The organism is Roseateles chitinivorans (assembly GCF_002761755.1).
Taxonomy (GTDB): domain Bacteria; phylum Pseudomonadota; class Gammaproteobacteria; order Burkholderiales; family Burkholderiaceae_C; genus Roseateles; species Roseateles chitinivorans.
In genome coordinates this window covers 1-16,636 of the sequence record NZ_PEOG01000037.1, presented here as the reverse complement: position 1 = coordinate 16,636, position 16,636 = coordinate 1, and the positions used below count along the sequence as shown (strand labels likewise).

Here is a 16,636-nt window from a genome sequence, read left to right as displayed (position 1 = left end):
CGGAAGCCTCAGCTGCCCCGGTAGGTCGAGTACGACCAGGGGCTGGCCAGCAGCGGCACGTGGTAATGCGCTGCCGGATCGGCGATGCCGAAGTCCAGCGGGACCTCGTCCAGGAAGGCGGGCTCCGGCAGCTCGACACCCCGGCCGCGGAAATAGGCGGCGACCTCGAACACCAGCCGGTAGCGGCCCGCGCGCAGTGCCTCGTCCGCCAGCAGCGGCGCGTTCGCGCGGCCATCGGCATTCAGCGTCAGCGCCTGCAGCAGCTGCGGCCCGCCCGCTTCCAGCCGGTACAGCCGCACGGTCATGCCGGCCGCCGGGCTGCCATGCATCGTGTCCAGGACATGTGTCGTGAGCTTGCCCATCGGCGCCTTCAAGGAGTGGGAGGAATGAAACCGCAAAGTGTATACACTCCGGGACACACCGCCAGCCCGCCATGAACGCCCGCGACCTCGACGCCAGCGCCTCCGTCACCGAGCGCATCACCGCCGCCATCACGCAGGCCATCGTCGAGCGTCGCCTGATGCCGGGCACCAAGCTGGTCGAGCAGCAGCTGGCGGACATCTTCGACTGCTCGCGCACGCTGGTGCGTCAGGCGTTGAACCAGCTCAGCCGGGACCGCCTGGTGAAGCTGGAGCCCGCCCGCGGCGCCTTCGTCGCGCAACCCAGCGTCGAGGAAGCGCGCCAGGTCTTCGAGGTGCGCAAGATGCTGGAGGCGGCGATGCTCACCGACCTCTGCCAGCGCATCACCCCGGCGCAGATCAAGCAGCTGCGCAGCCATCTGAAGCAGGAGCGCGACGCCGTCGGCCGCACCGACGTGCCGGGCCGCACGCGGCTGCTGGCGGACTTCCATGTGGTGCTGGCCCGCATGCAGGGCAACGAAGTGCTCGCGCAGCTGCTGACCGATCTGCTGTCGCGCAGCTCGCTGATCGCGCTGATGTACCAGAGCTCCCATTCCGCCGCCGAATCGCAGTCCGAGCACGAAGCCATCGTGGACGCGCTCGAGGCCCGCGACAAGCGCGCGGCACTGAAGTTGCTCGAGGCGCACCTCGGCAATGTCGAGGCCAACCTGCGGCTCGATCCGCGCGTGCAGGACCTGAAGTCGGTCCTCCAACCCTGAACCCGCCACCTCCATGAAGCCCGTCGTCTCCCCTGGCTATCCCCGTGACCTCGTCGGCTACGGCGAACACCCGCCGCATGCGCAGTGGCCCGGCCAGGCGCGCATCGCGGTCCAGTTCGTCCTCAATTACGAGGAAGGCGGCGAGAACTCGGTGCTGCACGGCGACGCCGGCAGCGAGCAGTTCCTGTCCGAGATGTTCAATCCCGCGGCCTACCCGGCGCGCCACCTGAGCATGGAGGGCATCTACGAGTACGGCTCGCGCGCCGGCGTATGGCGGCTGCTGCGCGAATTCGAGAAGCGCGCCATGCCGCTGACCGTCTTCGGCGTGTCGATGGCGCTGGAGCGGCATCCGGAACTGACGCGGGCCTTCGTCGAGCTGAACCATGAGATCGCCTGCCACGGCTGGCGCTGGATCCATTACCAGCATGTCGACGAGGCCACCGAGCGCCAGCACATGGACATCGGCATGGACATCATCCAGCGCCTGACGGGCGAGCGGCCGTCGGGTTGGTACACCGGCCGCGACAGCCCGCACACGCGCCGGCTGGTCGCCGATTTCGGCGGCTTCGAGTACGACAGCGACTACTACGGCGACGACCTGCCCTTCTGGCTCAACGTCCGCAAGACCGACGGCACGTTGACGCCGCACCTGGTCGTGCCCTACACGCTGGACTGCAACGACATGCGCTTCGCGCTGCCGCAGGGATTCAGCCATGGCGACGAGTTCTTCGAGTACCTGCGCGACAGCTTCGACGTGCTCTACGCCGAGGGCGCCGAGTCGCCCAGGATGATGAGCATCGGCATGCACTGCCGGCTGCTCGGCCGGCCGGGCCGCATGCGCGCGCTGCAGCGTTTCCTCGACCACGTCGAGAAGCATGACCGCGTCTGGATCGCCCGCCGCATCGACATCGCCCGCCACTGGCGCGCGACGCACCCGTTCGATGCGGACAAGGCCTTCGTCTGGGGCTGACGCCCCGGATCCTCCGAGTCTTTCGAGCCGCCGATGAGCACCACCGCCGTTCCGCCCTCCCCCGTCCTGTCCCTGTCCCTGCTGAACGCGGCCGACGAGGACGCCTTCGTCGCGCTGCTGGACGGCGTCTATGAGCATTCGCCGTGGATCGCGCGCCGGGCCTTCGCCGCGCGGCCCGCCGACGGCTTCGCGAGTCTGGCCGCGCTCAAGCATGCATTGGCCAGCGTGGTCCGCGAGGCCGCGCTCGACGAGCAGTTCGGCCTCATCCGGGCGCATCCGGAACTCGCCGGCAAGGCGATGGTCGCGAAGACCCTGACCGCCGAATCCACGGGCGAGCAGCGTGCGGCCGGCCTCACCCAGTGCACGCCGGAGGAGTTCGCCCGGCTCCAGCAGTTGAACGCCGACTACAACGCGCGCTTCGGCTGGCCCTTCATCCTGGCGGTGCGCGGCCCGCGCGGCGAGGGGCTCACGCGCCCGCAGATCATCGACACCTTCGCGCGCCGCCTCAACGCGCATCCGGACATCGAGCGGGCCGAATGCCTGCGCAACGTCCACCGCATCGCGGAGATCCGGCTCAACGACAAGTTCGGCGTCGAGCCCCGACTTGGCAACCAGGTCTGGGACTGGGCGGAATCGCTGGCGCGCTTCTCCGACCCGGGCTTCGCCGAGAACGGCCAGCTCACGGTCCTCTACCTGACGCAGGCGCACCGCGCGGTCGCGGCGCAGCTCGCCGACTGGATGCGCGAGTGCGGCTTCGACGAGGTCGGCATCGATGCCGTCGGCAATGTCGTCGGCGTCTATCACGGCGAGGACCATGGGCAGCCCGGCGAAGCGCCGCGCCTGCTCACCGGCAGCCATTACGACACGGTGCGCAACGGCGGCAAGTACGACGGCCGACTCGGCATCCTCGTGCCCATGGCCTGCGTGCGCGAGCTGCATCGCCAGGGCCGCCGGCTCAAGCACGGCCTCGAGGTGGTCGGGTTCTCGGAGGAGGAAGGCCAGCGCTACAAGGCGACCTTCCTGGGTTCCAGCGCGCTCGTCGGTCGCTTCGATCCGGCCTGGCTGGACCAGGCCGATGCCGACGGTGTCGTGCTGCGCGACCTGATGCGCGACGCCGGCCTGCCGGCGACGATGGACGCGATCCAGGCGCTGCGACGCGATCCGGCGCGCTACCTCGGCTTCGTCGAGGTCCACATCGAGCAGGGACCGGTGCTCAACGAGCTCGACCTGCCGCTGGGCATCGTCACCTCGATCAACGGCAGCCTCCGCTATGTCGGTGAAGTGCGCGGCCTGGCCTCGCATGCAGGCACCACGCCGATGGGACGGCGCCGCGACGCCGCCGCCGCGGTCGCCGAGCTGATCCTGTATGTCGAGGAACGCGCCGGCGCGGTGCCCGAGGTGGTCGGCACGGTCGGCCAACTGCAGGTGCCCAACGGCTCGATCAATGTCATTCCCGGCCGCTGCCGATTCAGCCTCGACCTGCGCGCGACCACCGATGCCGCTCGCGATGCGCTGGACGCCGATGTGCGTGCGCGTCTGGCGGAGATCTGCGAGCGGCGCGGCCTGAGCTTCACCCTCGAACGCACCGAGGCCGCCGCCGCCGCCCCGAGCGACGCGCACTGGCAGTCGCGCTGGGAGCGCGCCGTGGGCGTGCTGGGCCTGCCGGTTCACCGGATGCCGTCCGGCGCTGGCCATGATGCGATGAAGCTCCACCAGGCCCTGCCGCAGGCCATGCTGTTCCAGCGCGGCCTGAACCTCGGCATCAGTCACAACCCGTTGGAGGCGATCAGCAACGACGACACCGAGCTCTGCGTGCGCGCCTTCCAGGCGCTGCTCGACGAACTCTGAGGCCCGTCCGGCCGTCTCGTCCGATCGTCCGCCACCGCCCATTCCGCCGCCTCGGCTTCTGCCACCGCTCCGCGCTTCAGGATTGCCACACCCATGACCGCTTCCCCGCCTTCCCTTCACGACGCGCTCGACGCCTGGATCGATGCCCACTTCGACGACGAGGTGCGCTTCCTCCAGGCGCTGGTGCGCGTTCCCACGGACACGCCGCCCGGCAACAACGCACCGCATGCCGAGCGCACGGCCGAGCTGCTGGCCGGGATGGGCTATGTCGCCGAGCAGCACCCGGTGCCGCAGGCCGAGGTCCGTGACTACGGCCTGGAATCGCTCACCAACCTGATCGTGCGACGCCGCTTCGGCGATGGCGGTCCGGTGATCGCGCTGAACGCGCATGGGGATGTCGTGCCGCCGGGCGAGGGCTGGACGCATGACCCGTACGGGGCTGAGATCGTCGATGGCCGGCTCTATGGGCGCGCGTCGGCGGTCAGCAAGAGCGACTTCGCGACCTACACCTTCGCGCTGCGTGCGCTCGAGGCCTTGGGGGCGCCGCTGCACGGCGGCGTCGAGCTGCACTTCACCTACGACGAGGAATTCGGCGGCGAGCTGGGCCCGGGCTGGTTGCTCCGGCAAGGACTGACGAAGCCGGACTACCTGCTGGCGGCCGGCTTCAGCTACCAGGTGGTCACCGCGCACAACGGTTGCCTGCAGATGGAAGTGACGGTGCACGGCAAGATGGCGCATGCCGCGATTCCGGACACCGGCATCGATGCGTTGCAGGGCGCGGTCGCGATTCTGGACGCGCTGTACGCGCGCAATGTGGCGTACCGGCGGATCACGTCGGGGGTGGAGGGCATCCAGCATCCGTATCTGAATGTGGGCCGCATCGAAGGCGGCACCAATACGAACGTGGTGCCGGGCAAGGTCACCTTGAAGCTGGATCGCCGGATGATTCCCGAGGAGGATCCGGTGGTGGTCGAGGCCGAGGTCCGCGAGACGATCGCGACGGCGGCGGCGTCGTACCCGGGCATCGAGGTCGAGGTGAAGCGGTTGCTGCTGGCGCGCTCGCTGAAGCCTCTGCCGTCCAACCGTCCGCTGGTCGAGGCTTTGCAGCGCCACGGCGAGATCGTGTTCGGCGAGCCGATCCCCACATCCGGCACGCCGTTGTACACCGACGTCCGACTCTATGGCGAGCACGGCATTCCTGCCGCGATCTACGGCGCCGGCCCCCGCACGGTGCTCGAGTCGCATGCCAAGCGTGCAGACGAGCGCGTCGACCTGGCGGATCTTCGTCGTGCGACGAAGGTGGTTGCCCGCACCCTGCTCGACCTGCTCAAGAAGCCGGACTGACCCCCTCGGCCCGCCCGACCTCACCGCTTCGCCCCCCACGGTCTCCGAGGCGGGCATGGCGGGGGCCGGCGGCGAAGCCGAGCGTTCCATCTGACTGGAGCGCCGTCTGTTTGAGCGTCGCGAGCCGCAGGTGAGCAGAGCGAGTTGGCGCGTCCGCTCGGCTTCGCCGCCGGCCCCCGCCATGCTCGCGCGCTCGGTCCTAGAATCCGCCGCGTCATGCGCCTGCATTCCCCCCCTGCACTCACCCGCTGGATGGCCGTTCTGGTCTTCTGGCTGGGCGCTGTGCTGCCTGCTGCCTCCATGGCGGCGCAGGCGTTGAGCGGCGATCTTGCGCCCTGGACGCAGATTTGCCGTTCCAGCGTGGTGGGTCCGCGCGCTGCGGAGTTGCGTGTGGGTCTGGCGGACGGTGGGGTGGAGGATCAGGATCACGGCCTGTTCCAGCACTGTGCGTTCTGTCATCTGCACCAGGATGCGCTGCCGTTGCCGCTGGTGGCGGATCTTGTGCCGCTGCGCTCTGAGTTGCGCCATGGTTTGCCGGAGCGATTCCTCAGCGCGTCGGTCACTGCGCATGCCTGGCGCAGCGCGCCGGCCAGGGCGCCTCCTTCGACGGTCTGAAGCCGCCGCATCGGCGCCGTTCTGCACGCGGGGGACCGCGTCGCGCCAGGGTTCCTTCCCTCGGCCGTCTTTCTCCCGCTCTGAAGCTCTGCAGCCAACGGCTTGTCCGGTGCTCCTTCATTCCGTTGGAGTTCCAGTCATGCAACGACCTTTCCGCGTGCGCCGCCTGCAAGCCGGCGCGCTTGCAATGCTCGCGACCGCATCTGCATCCGCGATCGCAACCGCATCCATATCCGGGCCCGCCACCACGGCGGCGGCCGGCACAGACGACAGCGTCCCACGCGCAGCTTCCCTCGGCATCGTCCGCGTCGACGGCACGGCGCCGACGTCCCTCCCCAGCCGCATCCCCACCACGATGGAGGGCCTCTCCGGCGAGGACATCGCCCGCGACATCAATGCCACCGACGCCGAGGATGCGCTCAAGTACCTGCCCAGCCTGCTGGTGCGCAAGCGCTACATCGGCGACTACAACCACGCGGTGCTGTCCACCCGCGCATCGGGCACCGGCAACAGCGCACGCTCACTGGTCTATGCGGACGGCATCCTGCTGTCCAACCTGCTCGGCAACGGCGCGAGTTTCGCGCCGCGCTGGGGCCTGGTGTCGCCGGAGGAGATCGCGCGCGTCGACGTGATGTATGGCCCGTTCTCCGCAGCCTTCGGCGGCAATGCGGTCGGCGCGGTGGTCGATTACCAGACCCGCATGCCCACGCGTTTCGAAGCGCATGCGCGCATGGGTTACAGCCATCAGCCCAACACCCTGTTCGGTCAGGAGCACCGCTTCGACGCCAAGCAGGCCAGCGCTTCCGTGGGCAGCGCCGAGGGCCCGTTCTCGTGGTGGCTGCACGCAGGCCGCACCGACAGCGAGGGCCAGCCGCAGACCTTCGCGAACCGGACCTTGAGCACCGCCGCACCAGCGGTCGGAGCAATCCCGGTCACCGGCGCGGTGCCCGGGCTCAACCGCAGCAACCAGCCTTGGCTGATCCTGGGCAGCGGCACGCAGTACGCGACGGTGCAGGACCAGGCGAAACTGAAGCTCGCCTATGAGTTCGACGGCGGCTTGCGCGCCATGGCGATCTTCGGGCTCTGGAGCAATCGCTCGGACGGGCGCTCGCGCAGCTTCCTGACCGACGCGGATGGTCGGACCATCGACCATCGCAGCAACGGCGGGCTCAGCCAGCCCATCAGCATCGATGGCAAGGGCTACCTGCTGGGAGCGAGCGACTTTCCGCAGACGCGCGATGAACTGGAACATCGCATGCATGCGGTCTCGCTCAAGCGCCGCCTGCGGGACGGGCTGGGATGGGAGTTGTCGGGCAGCTTGTACGACTACCTCGCCGACCGCTCCCGCGCCGCAGCGCCGACCGACGCGTCGCATCAAGGCGGTCGGCTCACCGACCAGGCGGGCACCGGCTGGAACACGCTGTCCGCGAAGCTCACCTGGGCGCCAGCCGGCAGCGATCACACGATCGACGCCGGGCTGTCACAGGAACGCTACCGCCTGCGGACCCGCGTGTATGCGCTGGGCGACTGGCGCGACGGCGCCGCGGGCGCGCTGACGTCGCGCTTCGACGGCGACACGCGGGTGCGGGCAGTCTTCGCCCAGGATGCGTGGGCCTTCGCGCCGGAGTGGATCGCCGTCCTGGGACTGCGTGGCGAGCATTGGCAGTCCTTCGACGGAGTGACGCAGTCGGCGCGCAATCTGAAGATGCATCCCTCCCGCGCGCAAACGGCGTGGTCGCCGAAGGCGGCGCTGTCGTACGGACTGAGCGAGCGCTGGGTCCTCAAGGTCAGCACCGGACGCGCGGTGCGCTTCCCCACGGTGAGCGAGCTGTTCCAGGGCGGCTTCAACGCCGCGGGGCAGTTCATCAACAACGACCCGACGCTGAAGGCCGAGCGCAGCTGGACCAGCGAGTTCAGCGCCGAGTGGACCGGCACCGGCCGCGATGCGCTGCGGCTGACTGTCTTCCATGAGGACAGCCGCGACGCGCTGTATGCGCAGTTGAACGTCGCGACCAATGCGAGCACCGTGCAGAACATCGACCGCATCCGCACGCGAGGGATCGAGGCCAGCGGCACGGTGGGCCTGCCGCGGCGGGTCATGCTGACGGGCAGCGTGACCTTCGCGGATTCGATCATCCTGGCCAACGCCGGTCAGGCGGCCCGGCCGGGCGACACGCTGGGCAAGTGGCAGCCCCGCGTGCCGCGCTGGCGGGCGACGCTGCTGGCGCAGTGGCAGGCGCGGGACGACCTGAGCCTGAGCCTGGGCGCGCGCTACAGCGGCAAGCAGTTCAGCACGCTGGACAACAGCGACGTCAACGGCTTCGCGTACATGGCGGCGAGCAAGTACTTCACCGTCGATGCGCGCGCGCAGTGGAGGGTCGACAAGCACTGGACGCTCGCGGCGGGCGTCGACAACCTCAACGACTACCAGTACTGGAACTTCCATCCGTATCCGGGACGGACGTTCCAGGTGGAGGCGAGGTGGGATTACTAGCCTGAGCCGAGCGCATGCGACCGCATCCTGGCCACATGCACGACGCGCGTGATCCAGATGGTCGACCCTGCGGGCCGGTAGACGATCCGGTAATTGCGCTGGAAGGTGAACTCGAGAGTGCCCGCGCCGTCGGCCCGCGTGCCGATGCCGGGCATTGCCGCCAGCGTGCCAAACGTCCTTCGGAACAACCGGCCGTAACGCTCCGCCGCGAGGGGGTTCTCCGCGCGGATGCGATCGAGGATGGCGGCGAGGTCGTGGAAGGCTTGCGTCGATAGCGCGAACCTCAAGGTTCGCGCGGGGATCCCCGATCCGCCGTCCCGTGGTTGTCGGCCAGGAACCGGTCGAGTTCCTCCTCCGAGACCAGTTCGCCTCGCAGGGCTTGCAGCCGCCCGAGCTCTGCGGCCCGGTACGCGACGGTCCGGGGATGGCAGGGGTCCGCGAACTCGGGAGAGTTGCGGAACAAGGTCTCACGGATCATCTGGTCGACCAGGTCGTCCAAGGAGAAGTGCACCTCCGCCGCGAAGGCTTCGAGCCTGCGCATCAGCTCAGCGTCGATGCGCACGGTCAGCGTGGTCGGGGAGGTCATGGACGGAACAAGATCGATGCGTTCGAGGAGTGCGTTCATTCTGCACCTGCGCTTTCCAAGAAGGGGAATGCAGGATTCTGAGAACGGTCCCGGCGGGTCGATCTCGACGCCCGGCCCAAAACAACTGGGACGAGTCAGCGCTAGCGGAAAGTCGATCAGTTTGAGCCAGCGTCGCATGCCACCGGCCGGCTCCACGCCGGACGCCGGCGCCCTCGCCTGCCGCCCCGGTATTTCCCCGCCCTGACCAAAGGCACCCCCGGATGGGCCGGGCACAATCCCGGCGCACCGCCCCGCCCGGCCACGAGTCGCGCGGGGCGGCTCCCCGACTCTCAGGAGCACACCGCATGCATTCCCGTCTCACGCTGACCGCCGCGCTGGTGGTCGGACTCGGCGCCGGCGCGGCCGCCACCGCTCAATCCCCCGCACCCGCCGCCGCTCCCTCCACCACCGCCTCGCAGGGCCTGAGCTATCCGGCCACGCGCAAGGTCGAGCAGACCGACAACTACCACGGCACCACCGTGGCCGACCCCTACCGCTGGCTCGAGGACGACAACAGCGCCGACACCAAGGCCTGGGTCCAGGCCGAGAACGCGGTCACCGACAAGTTCCTGGCCGCGATGCCGCAGCGCCTGCCCGCGCGCAAGCTCTACACCGACCTCTACAACTTCGAGAAGTTCGGCGTGCCCTACAAGGAAGGCGGCCGCTACTTCTGGACCCGCAACGACGGCCTGCAGCAGCAGGCGGTGCTCTACACCGCACGCAGCCTGAAGGACACGCCGCAGGTCGCGCTCGATCCCAACACGCTGTCCAAGGACGGCACCGTCGCCCTGACCGGCGGCGCCGTGTCGCGCGACGGCAAGCTGATGGCCTACGGCACCGCCGGCGCCGGCTCCGACTGGCAGACCTGGAAGGTCCGCGACCTGGACACCGGCAAGGACCTGCCCGACACCATCGAGTGGGTGAAGTTCTCCGGCGCCTCCTGGACGCCCGACGGCAAGGGCTTCTTCTACTCGCGCTACGACGCCCCCAAGGAAGGCGCGGCCCTCACCGGCGCCAACTACTTCCAGAAGGTCTACTACCACCGCCTGGGCACGGCCCAGTCCGCCGACGTGCTCGTCGCCGAGAACCCGGCCGAGAAGGAATGGGGCTTCAACGTCGAGGTCACCGACGACGGCCGCCTCGCGTTGATCAATGTCTGGAAGGGCTCGGCCCGCAAGAACGGCCTGATGCTGCTGCCGCTGGACGGCCAGGGCGGCTATGCCGGCGCCAAGCCCATCCCGCTGACGCTGAGCTTCGACGCCGAGTACAGCCCGGTCGTGCTCGACGGCCAGCGCCTGATCGTCAAGACCGACAAGGACGCGCCGCGCGGCCGCCTGATCGCGATCGACCTGGACAAGGACTGGCAGGCCAAGGACGCCAAGACGTGGACCACGCTGGTGCCCGAGACCAAGGATGCGCTGACCGCCGCCAACGGCGTCGGCGGCCAGCTGGTGCTGAGCTACCTGCAGGATGCCTCGACGCTGGTCCGCATCCACGCCCCCGGCGGCAAGCATGTCCGCGACCTGCAGCTGCCGGGCGTCGGCACCGCCGCCGGCTTCGGCGGCAAGTGGAACGATCCCGAGACCTTCTTCAGCTACACCAGCCTGACCACGCCGGGCGAGATCTGGCGCCTGGATGCGAAGACCGGCCGCGCCGAGCTGTTCAAGCGCACCCAGACCGCTTTCGACGCCAGCCAGTTCGAGAGCAAGCGCGTCTTCGTCACCAGCAAGGACGGCACCAAGCTGCCGATCTTCATCGCGCATCGCAAGGGCCTGAAGCTCGACGGCAGCAACCCGACGCTGCTCTACGGCTATGGCGGCTTCAACGTGCCGATGACGCCGGGCTACGGCGTCACCGCCGCGACCTGGATGAAGATGGGCGGCGTCTACGTGCTGGCCGTGCTGCGCGGCGGCGGCGAGTACGGCGCCGCCTGGCACGAGGCCGGCACCAAGCTCAAGAAGCAGAACGTCTTCGACGACTTCATCGCCGCTGGCGAATACCTGGTCGCGAACAAGTACACCCAGCCGGCGAAGCTCGCCATCAACGGCGGCTCCAACGGCGGCCTGCTGGTCGGCGCGGTCGTGAACCAGCGTCCGGAGCTGTTCGGCGCGGCGGTGCCGCAGGTCGGCGTGATGGACATGCTGCGCTTCCACAAGTTCACCATCGGCTGGGCATGGACCTCCGACTACGGCAGCTCGGAGAACGCCGACGAGTTCAAGGCGCTGCTGGCCTACTCGCCGCTGCACACGATCAAGAGCGGCCCCGGCGTGCGCTACCCGGCGATCCTGGTGACCACCGGCGACCATGATGACCGGGTCGTGCCGGCCCACAGCTTCAAGTACACCGCGACGCTGCAGGCCGCCGAGACCGGCCCCGCGCCCAAGCTGATCCGCATCGAGACGCAGGCCGGCCATGGCGCCGGCAAGCCGACCTCCAAGATCATCGAGGAGCGCGCGGACATCCTGGCCTTCATCGCCAACACCTTCGGCATGGACGTCAAGTGAGCTGAGGACCGCCGCGTCCCGATCGGCGCGCCCCGCGCGCCGTCCCCGCAGCCCGGCCCGTCGTCGACGCGCCGGGCTGTTTCATTGCTGGGGTCTCATTCCCGGGCATCGGCGCCGGTGAGCGCGCCCCGGCGCCGTGCGACTGGAAATGGCGGTGAAATCCGGCCAGTTGTTTGGCCGGATTTGGGGGCTGTTCTTCGCGGCTCGCCCTCGCGCCCGGCGGCGATGATGCGAAGCATGAAGACACGTCGCACGCCCGCCTGCCCGCAGACCACGCTCCCGCGTCCCTGCTCGCATCCCTGCCCGGCCAGGCCCGCCCCGGCGCGGTCGCGACGCGACTGACGTCCTCCCCGATCCTCGCGCCCAGGCCGCGTCCCCTCGCGGGTCGCCTCATGGCCGGCGCGCACGCGCTTCCGAATCGCCACGCCGCAGCGCCACGCCCTCGCAGTCAGGGTGTCCAGGCGGCGTCCCAGCGCTCTTGCCCGGCCCTTCCCACGAGGGGCCGGGCTTCTTTTCTTCCAGCCCTCAGCGTTTCTCCAGCGCATAGGCGCGCACGTGATCGCCGGGCTTCGTGCCGGTCGACCCGTGCCCGCCAGCGACTACCAGCAGGTACTGCCGCCCGTCCGCGCCGAGGTAGGTCATCGGCGTGGCTTGGCCGCCGGCCGGCAGCCGGCTTTCCCACACCACGCGGCCGTCATTGACGTCGTAGGCGCGGACATAGTCGTCCATGCTGCCCGACAGGAAGGCCAGGCCGCCGGCGGTCATCAGCGGTCCGCCCAGGCTGGGCACGCCCAGCCGTAGCGGCAGGGGCAGCGGCGAGAGATCGCGCACCGTGCCGTTGCGGTGGCGCCAGACGATCCGACCCTCGTTGAGGTCGACGCCGGCCACCGTGCCCCACGGCGGCGCCTGGCACGGCACGCCCAGCGGCGAGGTGAAGGGCTTCATCCGCGAGGCGAAGGGCGCGCCGAAGTTCTCGTTCAGCGCCGGCAGCGAGCCGCTGGGCTTCCCCTCGTCCTGCACCAGCTGCGAGGTGTCGTCATGGCGCGGCACCAGCTGCGAGGTGAAGGCCAGCACCGCCGGCGTGGTGAAGGCGATGCCCCGCACCGGATCGACGGCGATGCTGCCCCAGTTGAAAACGCCGAAGTTGCCCGGGTTGATCAGCGAGCCCTGGGTCGACGGCGGCGTGAACCGGCCCTCGTAGCGCAGGCGGTGGAAGGCGATGCGGCACCAGAGCTGGTCGAACATCGTCACGCCCCAGAGATCGCGCTCGCGCAGCACCGGCGGGTTGAAGGAGATCGCCGAGACCGGCTGCGTCGGCGCGGTGAAGTCGCCCGCCGCGGCGCCTTGCGGCGCCGGCGTCTCGGTCACCGGAAACACCGGCCGGCCGTCGCGGCGGTCGAGCACGAACAGCTCACCCTGCTTGGTCGGCTGCACCAGCGCCGGCACCCGGGCGCCGCGCACCGTCAGGTCCACCAGCACCGGCTGCGCGGGCACGTCGTAGTCCCACAGGTCGTGGTGGACCGTCTGGAAGACCCACCGTAGGCGGCCGGTGGCCAGATCGAGCGCGACCACCGAGGAGGAATGCCGCTCGACCGCCGCCGAGCGCTTGCCGCCCCACTGGTCGGGCGGCTGGTTGCCCATCGGCAGGTAGACCAGGCCGAGGTCCTCGTCGACGCTGGCCACCGACCAGCTGTTGGGCGAATTGGCGGTGTAGGTCTGTCCGGCGGCCAGCGGCGCGGTCGCGTCCGGATTGGCCGAGTCCCAGTTCCACACCAGCGCGCCGGTCTCGATGTCGTAGGCGCGGATCACGCCGGACTGTTCCTTCGTCGACGCGTTGTCCAGCACCGTGCCGCCGACGATGACCAGCCGCCGGGTCACCACCACCGGCGAGGTCGAGTAGTACGCGCCCGGCTTGGCGTTGGGCATGCCGGCCCACAGGTCCACCGCGCCCTGCCGGCCGAAGGCGGGACAGGGCTTGCCGGAAGCCGGATCCAGCGCGATCAGGCGCGCGTCGGCCGTCGGCATGAAGAGCTTGGCGGCGCAGGCCGGCGGCTGCGCACCGGCGGCGGCCATCGGATCGGGCGGCGGCTGGTAGGACAGTCCCCGGCAGGTCAGGTGCTGCAGCGCGAGTTCGCCGCGCACCTGCGGGTCGAAGCGCCACAGCTCGCGACCCGTCGTCGCGTCCAGCGCCAGCACCGTCTGGTGCGGGGTGCAGAGGAACAGCCGCTCGCCGACCTTGAGCGGCGTGACCTCGAAGGTGGTCTCCTTCGGATCGCCGGGCCGGCCGCGGACATCGCCGGTGCGGAACTCCCAGGCGAGCTTGAGATCGCCGACATTGGCCGGCGTGATCTGCGCCAGCGGCGACCAGCGCTGGCCGAAGCCGGTACGACCGTAGGCATGCCATTCGCCATCGGGCACCGCCGCGGCGCCCGACGCCGCCGCGCCCGGCGGACGCGCCGCACCGTTGGCCGGCATCGTGCCTTCGAGCGCATGCCGGTCGCGGGTCCAGGACACGACCGCCACGACGACGAAGGCGCCCAGCGCCGCCGCCAGCGCCAGCGCCTGGGGACTGCGCCACGCGACGCGCCGCGGGTCGTCCACCGGCAGGTGGCGACGCATCGTCGGCACCAGCGCCAGCAGCACCCCGCCGAGGAGGAAGGGCACGCCCAGGCGCGCGCCCAGCGGCCACCAGTCCAGGCCCGCCTCCCACAAACTCCAGGCCAGCGTGGCCAGGAAGTAGAGCGCGTAGCCGAGCACCGCCTCGCGCAGCCGGCCCCACATCAGCGCGCCGATGACGGCCCAGGCCAGGCCCGACAGCGCATAGAACCAGCTGCCGCCGAGCGAGGCCAGCAGGCCGCCGGCGGCCAGCATGACAAAGCCCAGGATCACCAGCACCACGCCGAGGACGCGGGCGAGCCAGGGGACGGGCGCGGGAATGGGGGCGAGGACATTCGACATGCCGCGGGAACGGCAATCGACATGCCGATTGCCCACGCCCGCTGTGGACAAGTCGTGGGAAAAGCTGAGGCCGACGCGCTCAAGCCCTTGATCCTCCAGGACCTTTCTTGCGCTGCCTCAATTTCAGGCAGCGTCGCGCGCTGCGGTCGCAATGAGGGGCTTCACGCCCGCTTGACGTCGCCGTCGACCTCGAGTCGCCCTTCGACGCGCAGCAGCGTCTCCAGCGCCTGGCTGCGCAGGCCGTAGAAGCGCTTGATCTCGTCGAGCTGGGACAGCAGCTCCGCGCGCCGCGACGGGGACGGGTCTTGCGGCCGCTTCACCGCCAGCACCATCTTGTTCTTGCTGGTGTGCTCCAGTGCGATGAACTCGATGACCTGCGTGTCGTAGCCCATCAGCTCCAGCAGCAGCGCGCGCAGCGAGTCGGTGACCATCTCCGCCTCCTGGCCGAGGTGGATGCCGTGCTGCAGCAGCGGCCGCAGCGCGGCGGGCGTGTTCATCTGCGGGCGGATCTCCTTGTGGCAGCAGGGCGCGCACATGATGATCCGCGCGCCGCTGCGCAGGCCGAAGTGCATCGCGTGGTCGGTGGCGATGTCGCAGGCATGCAGCGCGACCATCACGTCCAGCGGCTGGTCGCCGCGCTCGCGCACGTCGCCGTGCTCGAAGCTCAATCCCGCCAGCCCGTGCCGGGCCGCGGCCGCGTTGCCCAGCGCCACCATGTCCTGCTTGAGCTCCACGCCCTGCACCTGGGGTGCCAGGCCTTGCGCGCGCAGCCAGTCATGCATCGCGAAGGTCAGGTAGCCCTTGCCGGAACCGAAGTCGGCCACCCGCACCGGACGACCCTCGCCGGACGGCGTGTCCAGCCCCGCCTTGCGGACGGCGGCGCCGAAGATCTCGATGAACTTGTTGATCTGCTTCCACTTGCGCGCCATCGCCGGGACCAGCGCGGCCTGACCCTTGAGCTCGTGCGTGACGCCGAGGTCGCGCCAGAAGGGCTGTGCCATCGACAGTTCGCGCGGCTTGGCACGGTCATGCCCGCCCGGCGGGTTCGCGGCGCCCTCGCCCTCCGGGCCGCCCGCCGCGGCCGCCGTCTTCTTGCCGACCTGCAGCAGCGGCTTGCCCTTGCGGCTGAAGCGCAGCTGGACTTCCTCGCCTAGCGTGTCCAGGTGGGCCTGCTGGAAATCGCGGCCCAGCAGTTGCTCCACCAGCGCCAGGCCTTCGTCCAGCGGATGGTTCTTGGTGACGTCCTTGGTCTTGTGCCGCCACAGGAAGCTCAGCGCGCGCTCGCCGCGCAGCTCGATGTCGCGCACCGTCAGCCGCTCGATCGAGGCGTCCTCGCCCTCGTGGCGGCCCAGCAGCAGGCGCTGGAAGCGGCGCTCGGCCAGCGCGGTGCGCAGCAGGCGCAGGAAGCGCTGGCGCTCGTCGGGCGCGGGCGCGTCGGGGACAGGGGCACTGAACAGGGGATTTCCGGCGGACATGGGGCCGGATTGTCCCCTGTCCGGCTCAGGCCGGCCGGTCCAGGACCTTTCGGGCGCGCTCGAGCGCCTGCATCAGGTCGCTCACCGCCAGGCGGTGGCACAGCGCGTCGATCCGCGTCCGATAGGCCGCCTCGCTGAGCCCCAGCGCCTCGGCCTGCTGCTCCGGGCGCGGGCGGCCCAGCAGGCCGAAGAGCAGTTCCGCGTCCGACTGCGGCAGGTCCAGCGCCTTGGCCAGGGTCGCGATGCTGGCGGCCTCGTCGGCCTCGCGCAGGACCAGCAGCCAGTGGCCGTCGCCGATGACCTCGACGTCCGCCGCCATCAGCGCGAAGCTCAGGCGCTGCCGCGGCGCGCCGGAAGGCGGTGCCACGGTGAGCGAGGACGGCGGGGCGCCCGCGCGGCGCCGCAGCGCCTCGCGATGCAGCCAGGCCAGCACCTCGGGCGGCAGGCGCGCGTGATCCGACCATGGCGGCGGGAAGTAGGCGGCCATCAGCGCCCGCGCCTGCGGCGTCTGCCAGGCGCAATGGCCGTCGCGCTCGCGCACCGTCATGCTGGCCGTCGGGCGGCGCGGGGCCGCCGCGCCGGTCTCCCGCGTCGGATGCAACAGGCGCTCGATCCGCGTCAGCAACTCGCTCATCCGCACCGGCTTGATCAAGCACTCGGCGGCGCCGGCGGCCAGCAGCGCGGCG

General features: G+C 70.2%; 12 protein-coding genes and 1 pseudogene. 7 read left to right on the top strand and 6 right to left on the bottom strand.

Annotated features, from left to right (window positions below):
- Positions 1–8 precede the first annotated feature (8 nt).
- Positions 9–362, bottom strand: coding sequence for a hydroxyisourate hydrolase (uraH, locus tag CS062_RS14525; RefSeq protein WP_099862331.1), 354 nt, complete (start codon positions 360–362; stop codon positions 9–11).
- A gap of 71 nt (positions 363–433) precedes the next feature.
- Here uraH and CS062_RS14520 point away from each other — a divergent pair, with 71 nt between their 5' ends.
- From CS062_RS14520 to CS062_RS14495, 6 genes are all read left to right on the top strand, one after another.
- The gene (locus CS062_RS14520; protein ID WP_099862330.1) at positions 434–1,117 is read left to right on the top strand and encodes a GntR family transcriptional regulator; all 684 of its coding nucleotides are present in this window, start codon (positions 434–436) and stop codon (positions 1,115–1,117) included.
- Positions 1,118–1,130: 13 nt separating this feature from the next.
- Positions 1,131–2,087, top strand: a complete 957-nt coding sequence (gene puuE, locus CS062_RS14515; RefSeq protein ID WP_099862329.1) for an allantoinase PuuE — start codon at positions 1,131–1,133, stop codon at positions 2,085–2,087.
- Between the two features lie 33 nt (positions 2,088–2,120).
- Positions 2,121–3,935: a 2-oxo-4-hydroxy-4-carboxy-5-ureidoimidazoline decarboxylase gene (gene uraD, locus CS062_RS14510; RefSeq protein ID WP_099862328.1), complete on the top strand. Its 1,815-nt coding sequence runs from the start codon at positions 2,121–2,123 to the stop codon at positions 3,933–3,935.
- A 93-nt stretch (positions 3,936–4,028) separates the two neighbouring features.
- Positions 4,029–5,279 (top strand): M20 family metallopeptidase, encoded by a 1,251-nt coding sequence (locus CS062_RS14505; RefSeq protein WP_099862327.1) that lies wholly within the window; start codon positions 4,029–4,031, stop codon positions 5,277–5,279.
- Positions 5,280–5,495: 216 nt separating this feature from the next.
- Positions 5,496–5,894, top strand: a complete 399-nt coding sequence (locus CS062_RS14500; protein ID WP_099862326.1) for a DUF2946 domain-containing protein — start codon at positions 5,496–5,498, stop codon at positions 5,892–5,894.
- A gap of 139 nt (positions 5,895–6,033) precedes the next feature.
- Complete coding sequence (locus CS062_RS14495; RefSeq protein ID WP_368372857.1) at positions 6,034–8,388, top strand: TonB-dependent receptor; 2,355 nt, start codon at positions 6,034–6,036, stop codon at positions 8,386–8,388.
- On the opposite strand, the gene CS062_RS14490 is transcribed toward CS062_RS14495, so the two are convergent.
- Both CS062_RS14490 and CS062_RS26220 read right to left on the bottom strand, forming a co-directional pair.
- The gene (locus CS062_RS14490) at positions 8,385–8,675 is read right to left on the bottom strand and encodes a type II toxin-antitoxin system RelE/ParE family toxin (protein WP_158238792.1); all 291 of its coding nucleotides are present in this window, start codon (positions 8,673–8,675) and stop codon (positions 8,385–8,387) included. The genes CS062_RS14495 and CS062_RS14490 overlap by 4 nt on opposite strands.
- Entirely contained in the window at positions 8,672–9,013 is a 342-nt protein-coding gene (locus CS062_RS26220; RefSeq protein WP_158238791.1) for a hypothetical protein, read from the bottom strand. Before CS062_RS26220 ends, CS062_RS14490 begins: the two co-directional genes overlap by 4 nt.
- A 305-nt stretch (positions 9,014–9,318) precedes the next feature.
- On the opposite strand from CS062_RS26220, the gene CS062_RS14485 reads away from it, so the two are divergent.
- Complete coding sequence (locus tag CS062_RS14485; protein WP_099862324.1) at positions 9,319–11,517, top strand: prolyl oligopeptidase family serine peptidase; 2,199 nt, start codon at positions 9,319–9,321, stop codon at positions 11,515–11,517.
- A 525-nt stretch (positions 11,518–12,042) separates the two neighbouring features.
- On the opposite strand, the gene CS062_RS14480 is transcribed toward CS062_RS14485, so the two are convergent.
- From CS062_RS14480 to CS062_RS26215, 3 genes and pseudogenes are all read right to left on the bottom strand, one after another.
- A complete protein-coding gene (locus CS062_RS14480) occupies positions 12,043–14,475 on the bottom strand; it encodes a membrane-bound PQQ-dependent dehydrogenase, glucose/quinate/shikimate family (protein WP_099862323.1) in 2,433 nt (810 codons plus the stop codon).
- Between the two features lie 161 nt (positions 14,476–14,636).
- Positions 14,637–15,950 carry a class I SAM-dependent methyltransferase gene (locus tag CS062_RS14475; RefSeq protein WP_099862322.1) on the bottom strand — a complete coding sequence of 438 codons (1,314 nt, stop codon included), beginning with the start codon at positions 15,948–15,950 and terminating at the stop codon, positions 14,637–14,639.
- A 25-nt stretch (positions 15,951–15,975) separates the two neighbouring features.
- Positions 15,976–16,636 (bottom strand): annotated as a pseudogene (locus CS062_RS26215) (hypothetical protein); the annotation flags it as partial.

Excerpts from the sequence above, each read along its gene's own strand:
- CS062_RS14480 (WP_099862323.1), bottom strand. The coding sequence starts at position 14,475 with ATGTCGAATGTCCTCGCCCCCATTCCCGCGCCCGTCCCCTGGCTCGCC.
- CS062_RS14520 (WP_099862330.1), top strand. The coding sequence starts at position 434 with ATGAACGCCCGCGACCTCGACGCCAGCGCCTCCGTCACCGAGCGCATC.
- CS062_RS14500 (WP_099862326.1), top strand. The coding sequence starts at position 5,496 with ATGCGCCTGCATTCCCCCCCTGCACTCACCCGCTGGATGGCCGTTCTG.
- uraD (WP_099862328.1), top strand. The coding sequence starts at position 2,121 with ATGAGCACCACCGCCGTTCCGCCCTCCCCCGTCCTGTCCCTGTCCCTG.
- uraH (WP_099862331.1), bottom strand. The coding sequence starts at position 362 with ATGGGCAAGCTCACGACACATGTCCTGGACACGATGCATGGCAGCCCG.
- puuE (WP_099862329.1), top strand. The coding sequence starts at position 1,131 with ATGAAGCCCGTCGTCTCCCCTGGCTATCCCCGTGACCTCGTCGGCTAC.
- CS062_RS26220 (WP_158238791.1), bottom strand. The coding sequence starts at position 9,013 with ATGAACGCACTCCTCGAACGCATCGATCTTGTTCCGTCCATGACCTCC.
- CS062_RS14495 (WP_368372857.1), top strand. The coding sequence starts at position 6,034 with ATGCAACGACCTTTCCGCGTGCGCCGCCTGCAAGCCGGCGCGCTTGCA.
- CS062_RS14505 (WP_099862327.1), top strand. The coding sequence starts at position 4,029 with ATGACCGCTTCCCCGCCTTCCCTTCACGACGCGCTCGACGCCTGGATC.
- CS062_RS14485 (WP_099862324.1), top strand. The coding sequence starts at position 9,319 with ATGCATTCCCGTCTCACGCTGACCGCCGCGCTGGTGGTCGGACTCGGC.
- CS062_RS14475 (WP_099862322.1), bottom strand. The coding sequence starts at position 15,950 with ATGTCCGCCGGAAATCCCCTGTTCAGTGCCCCTGTCCCCGACGCGCCC.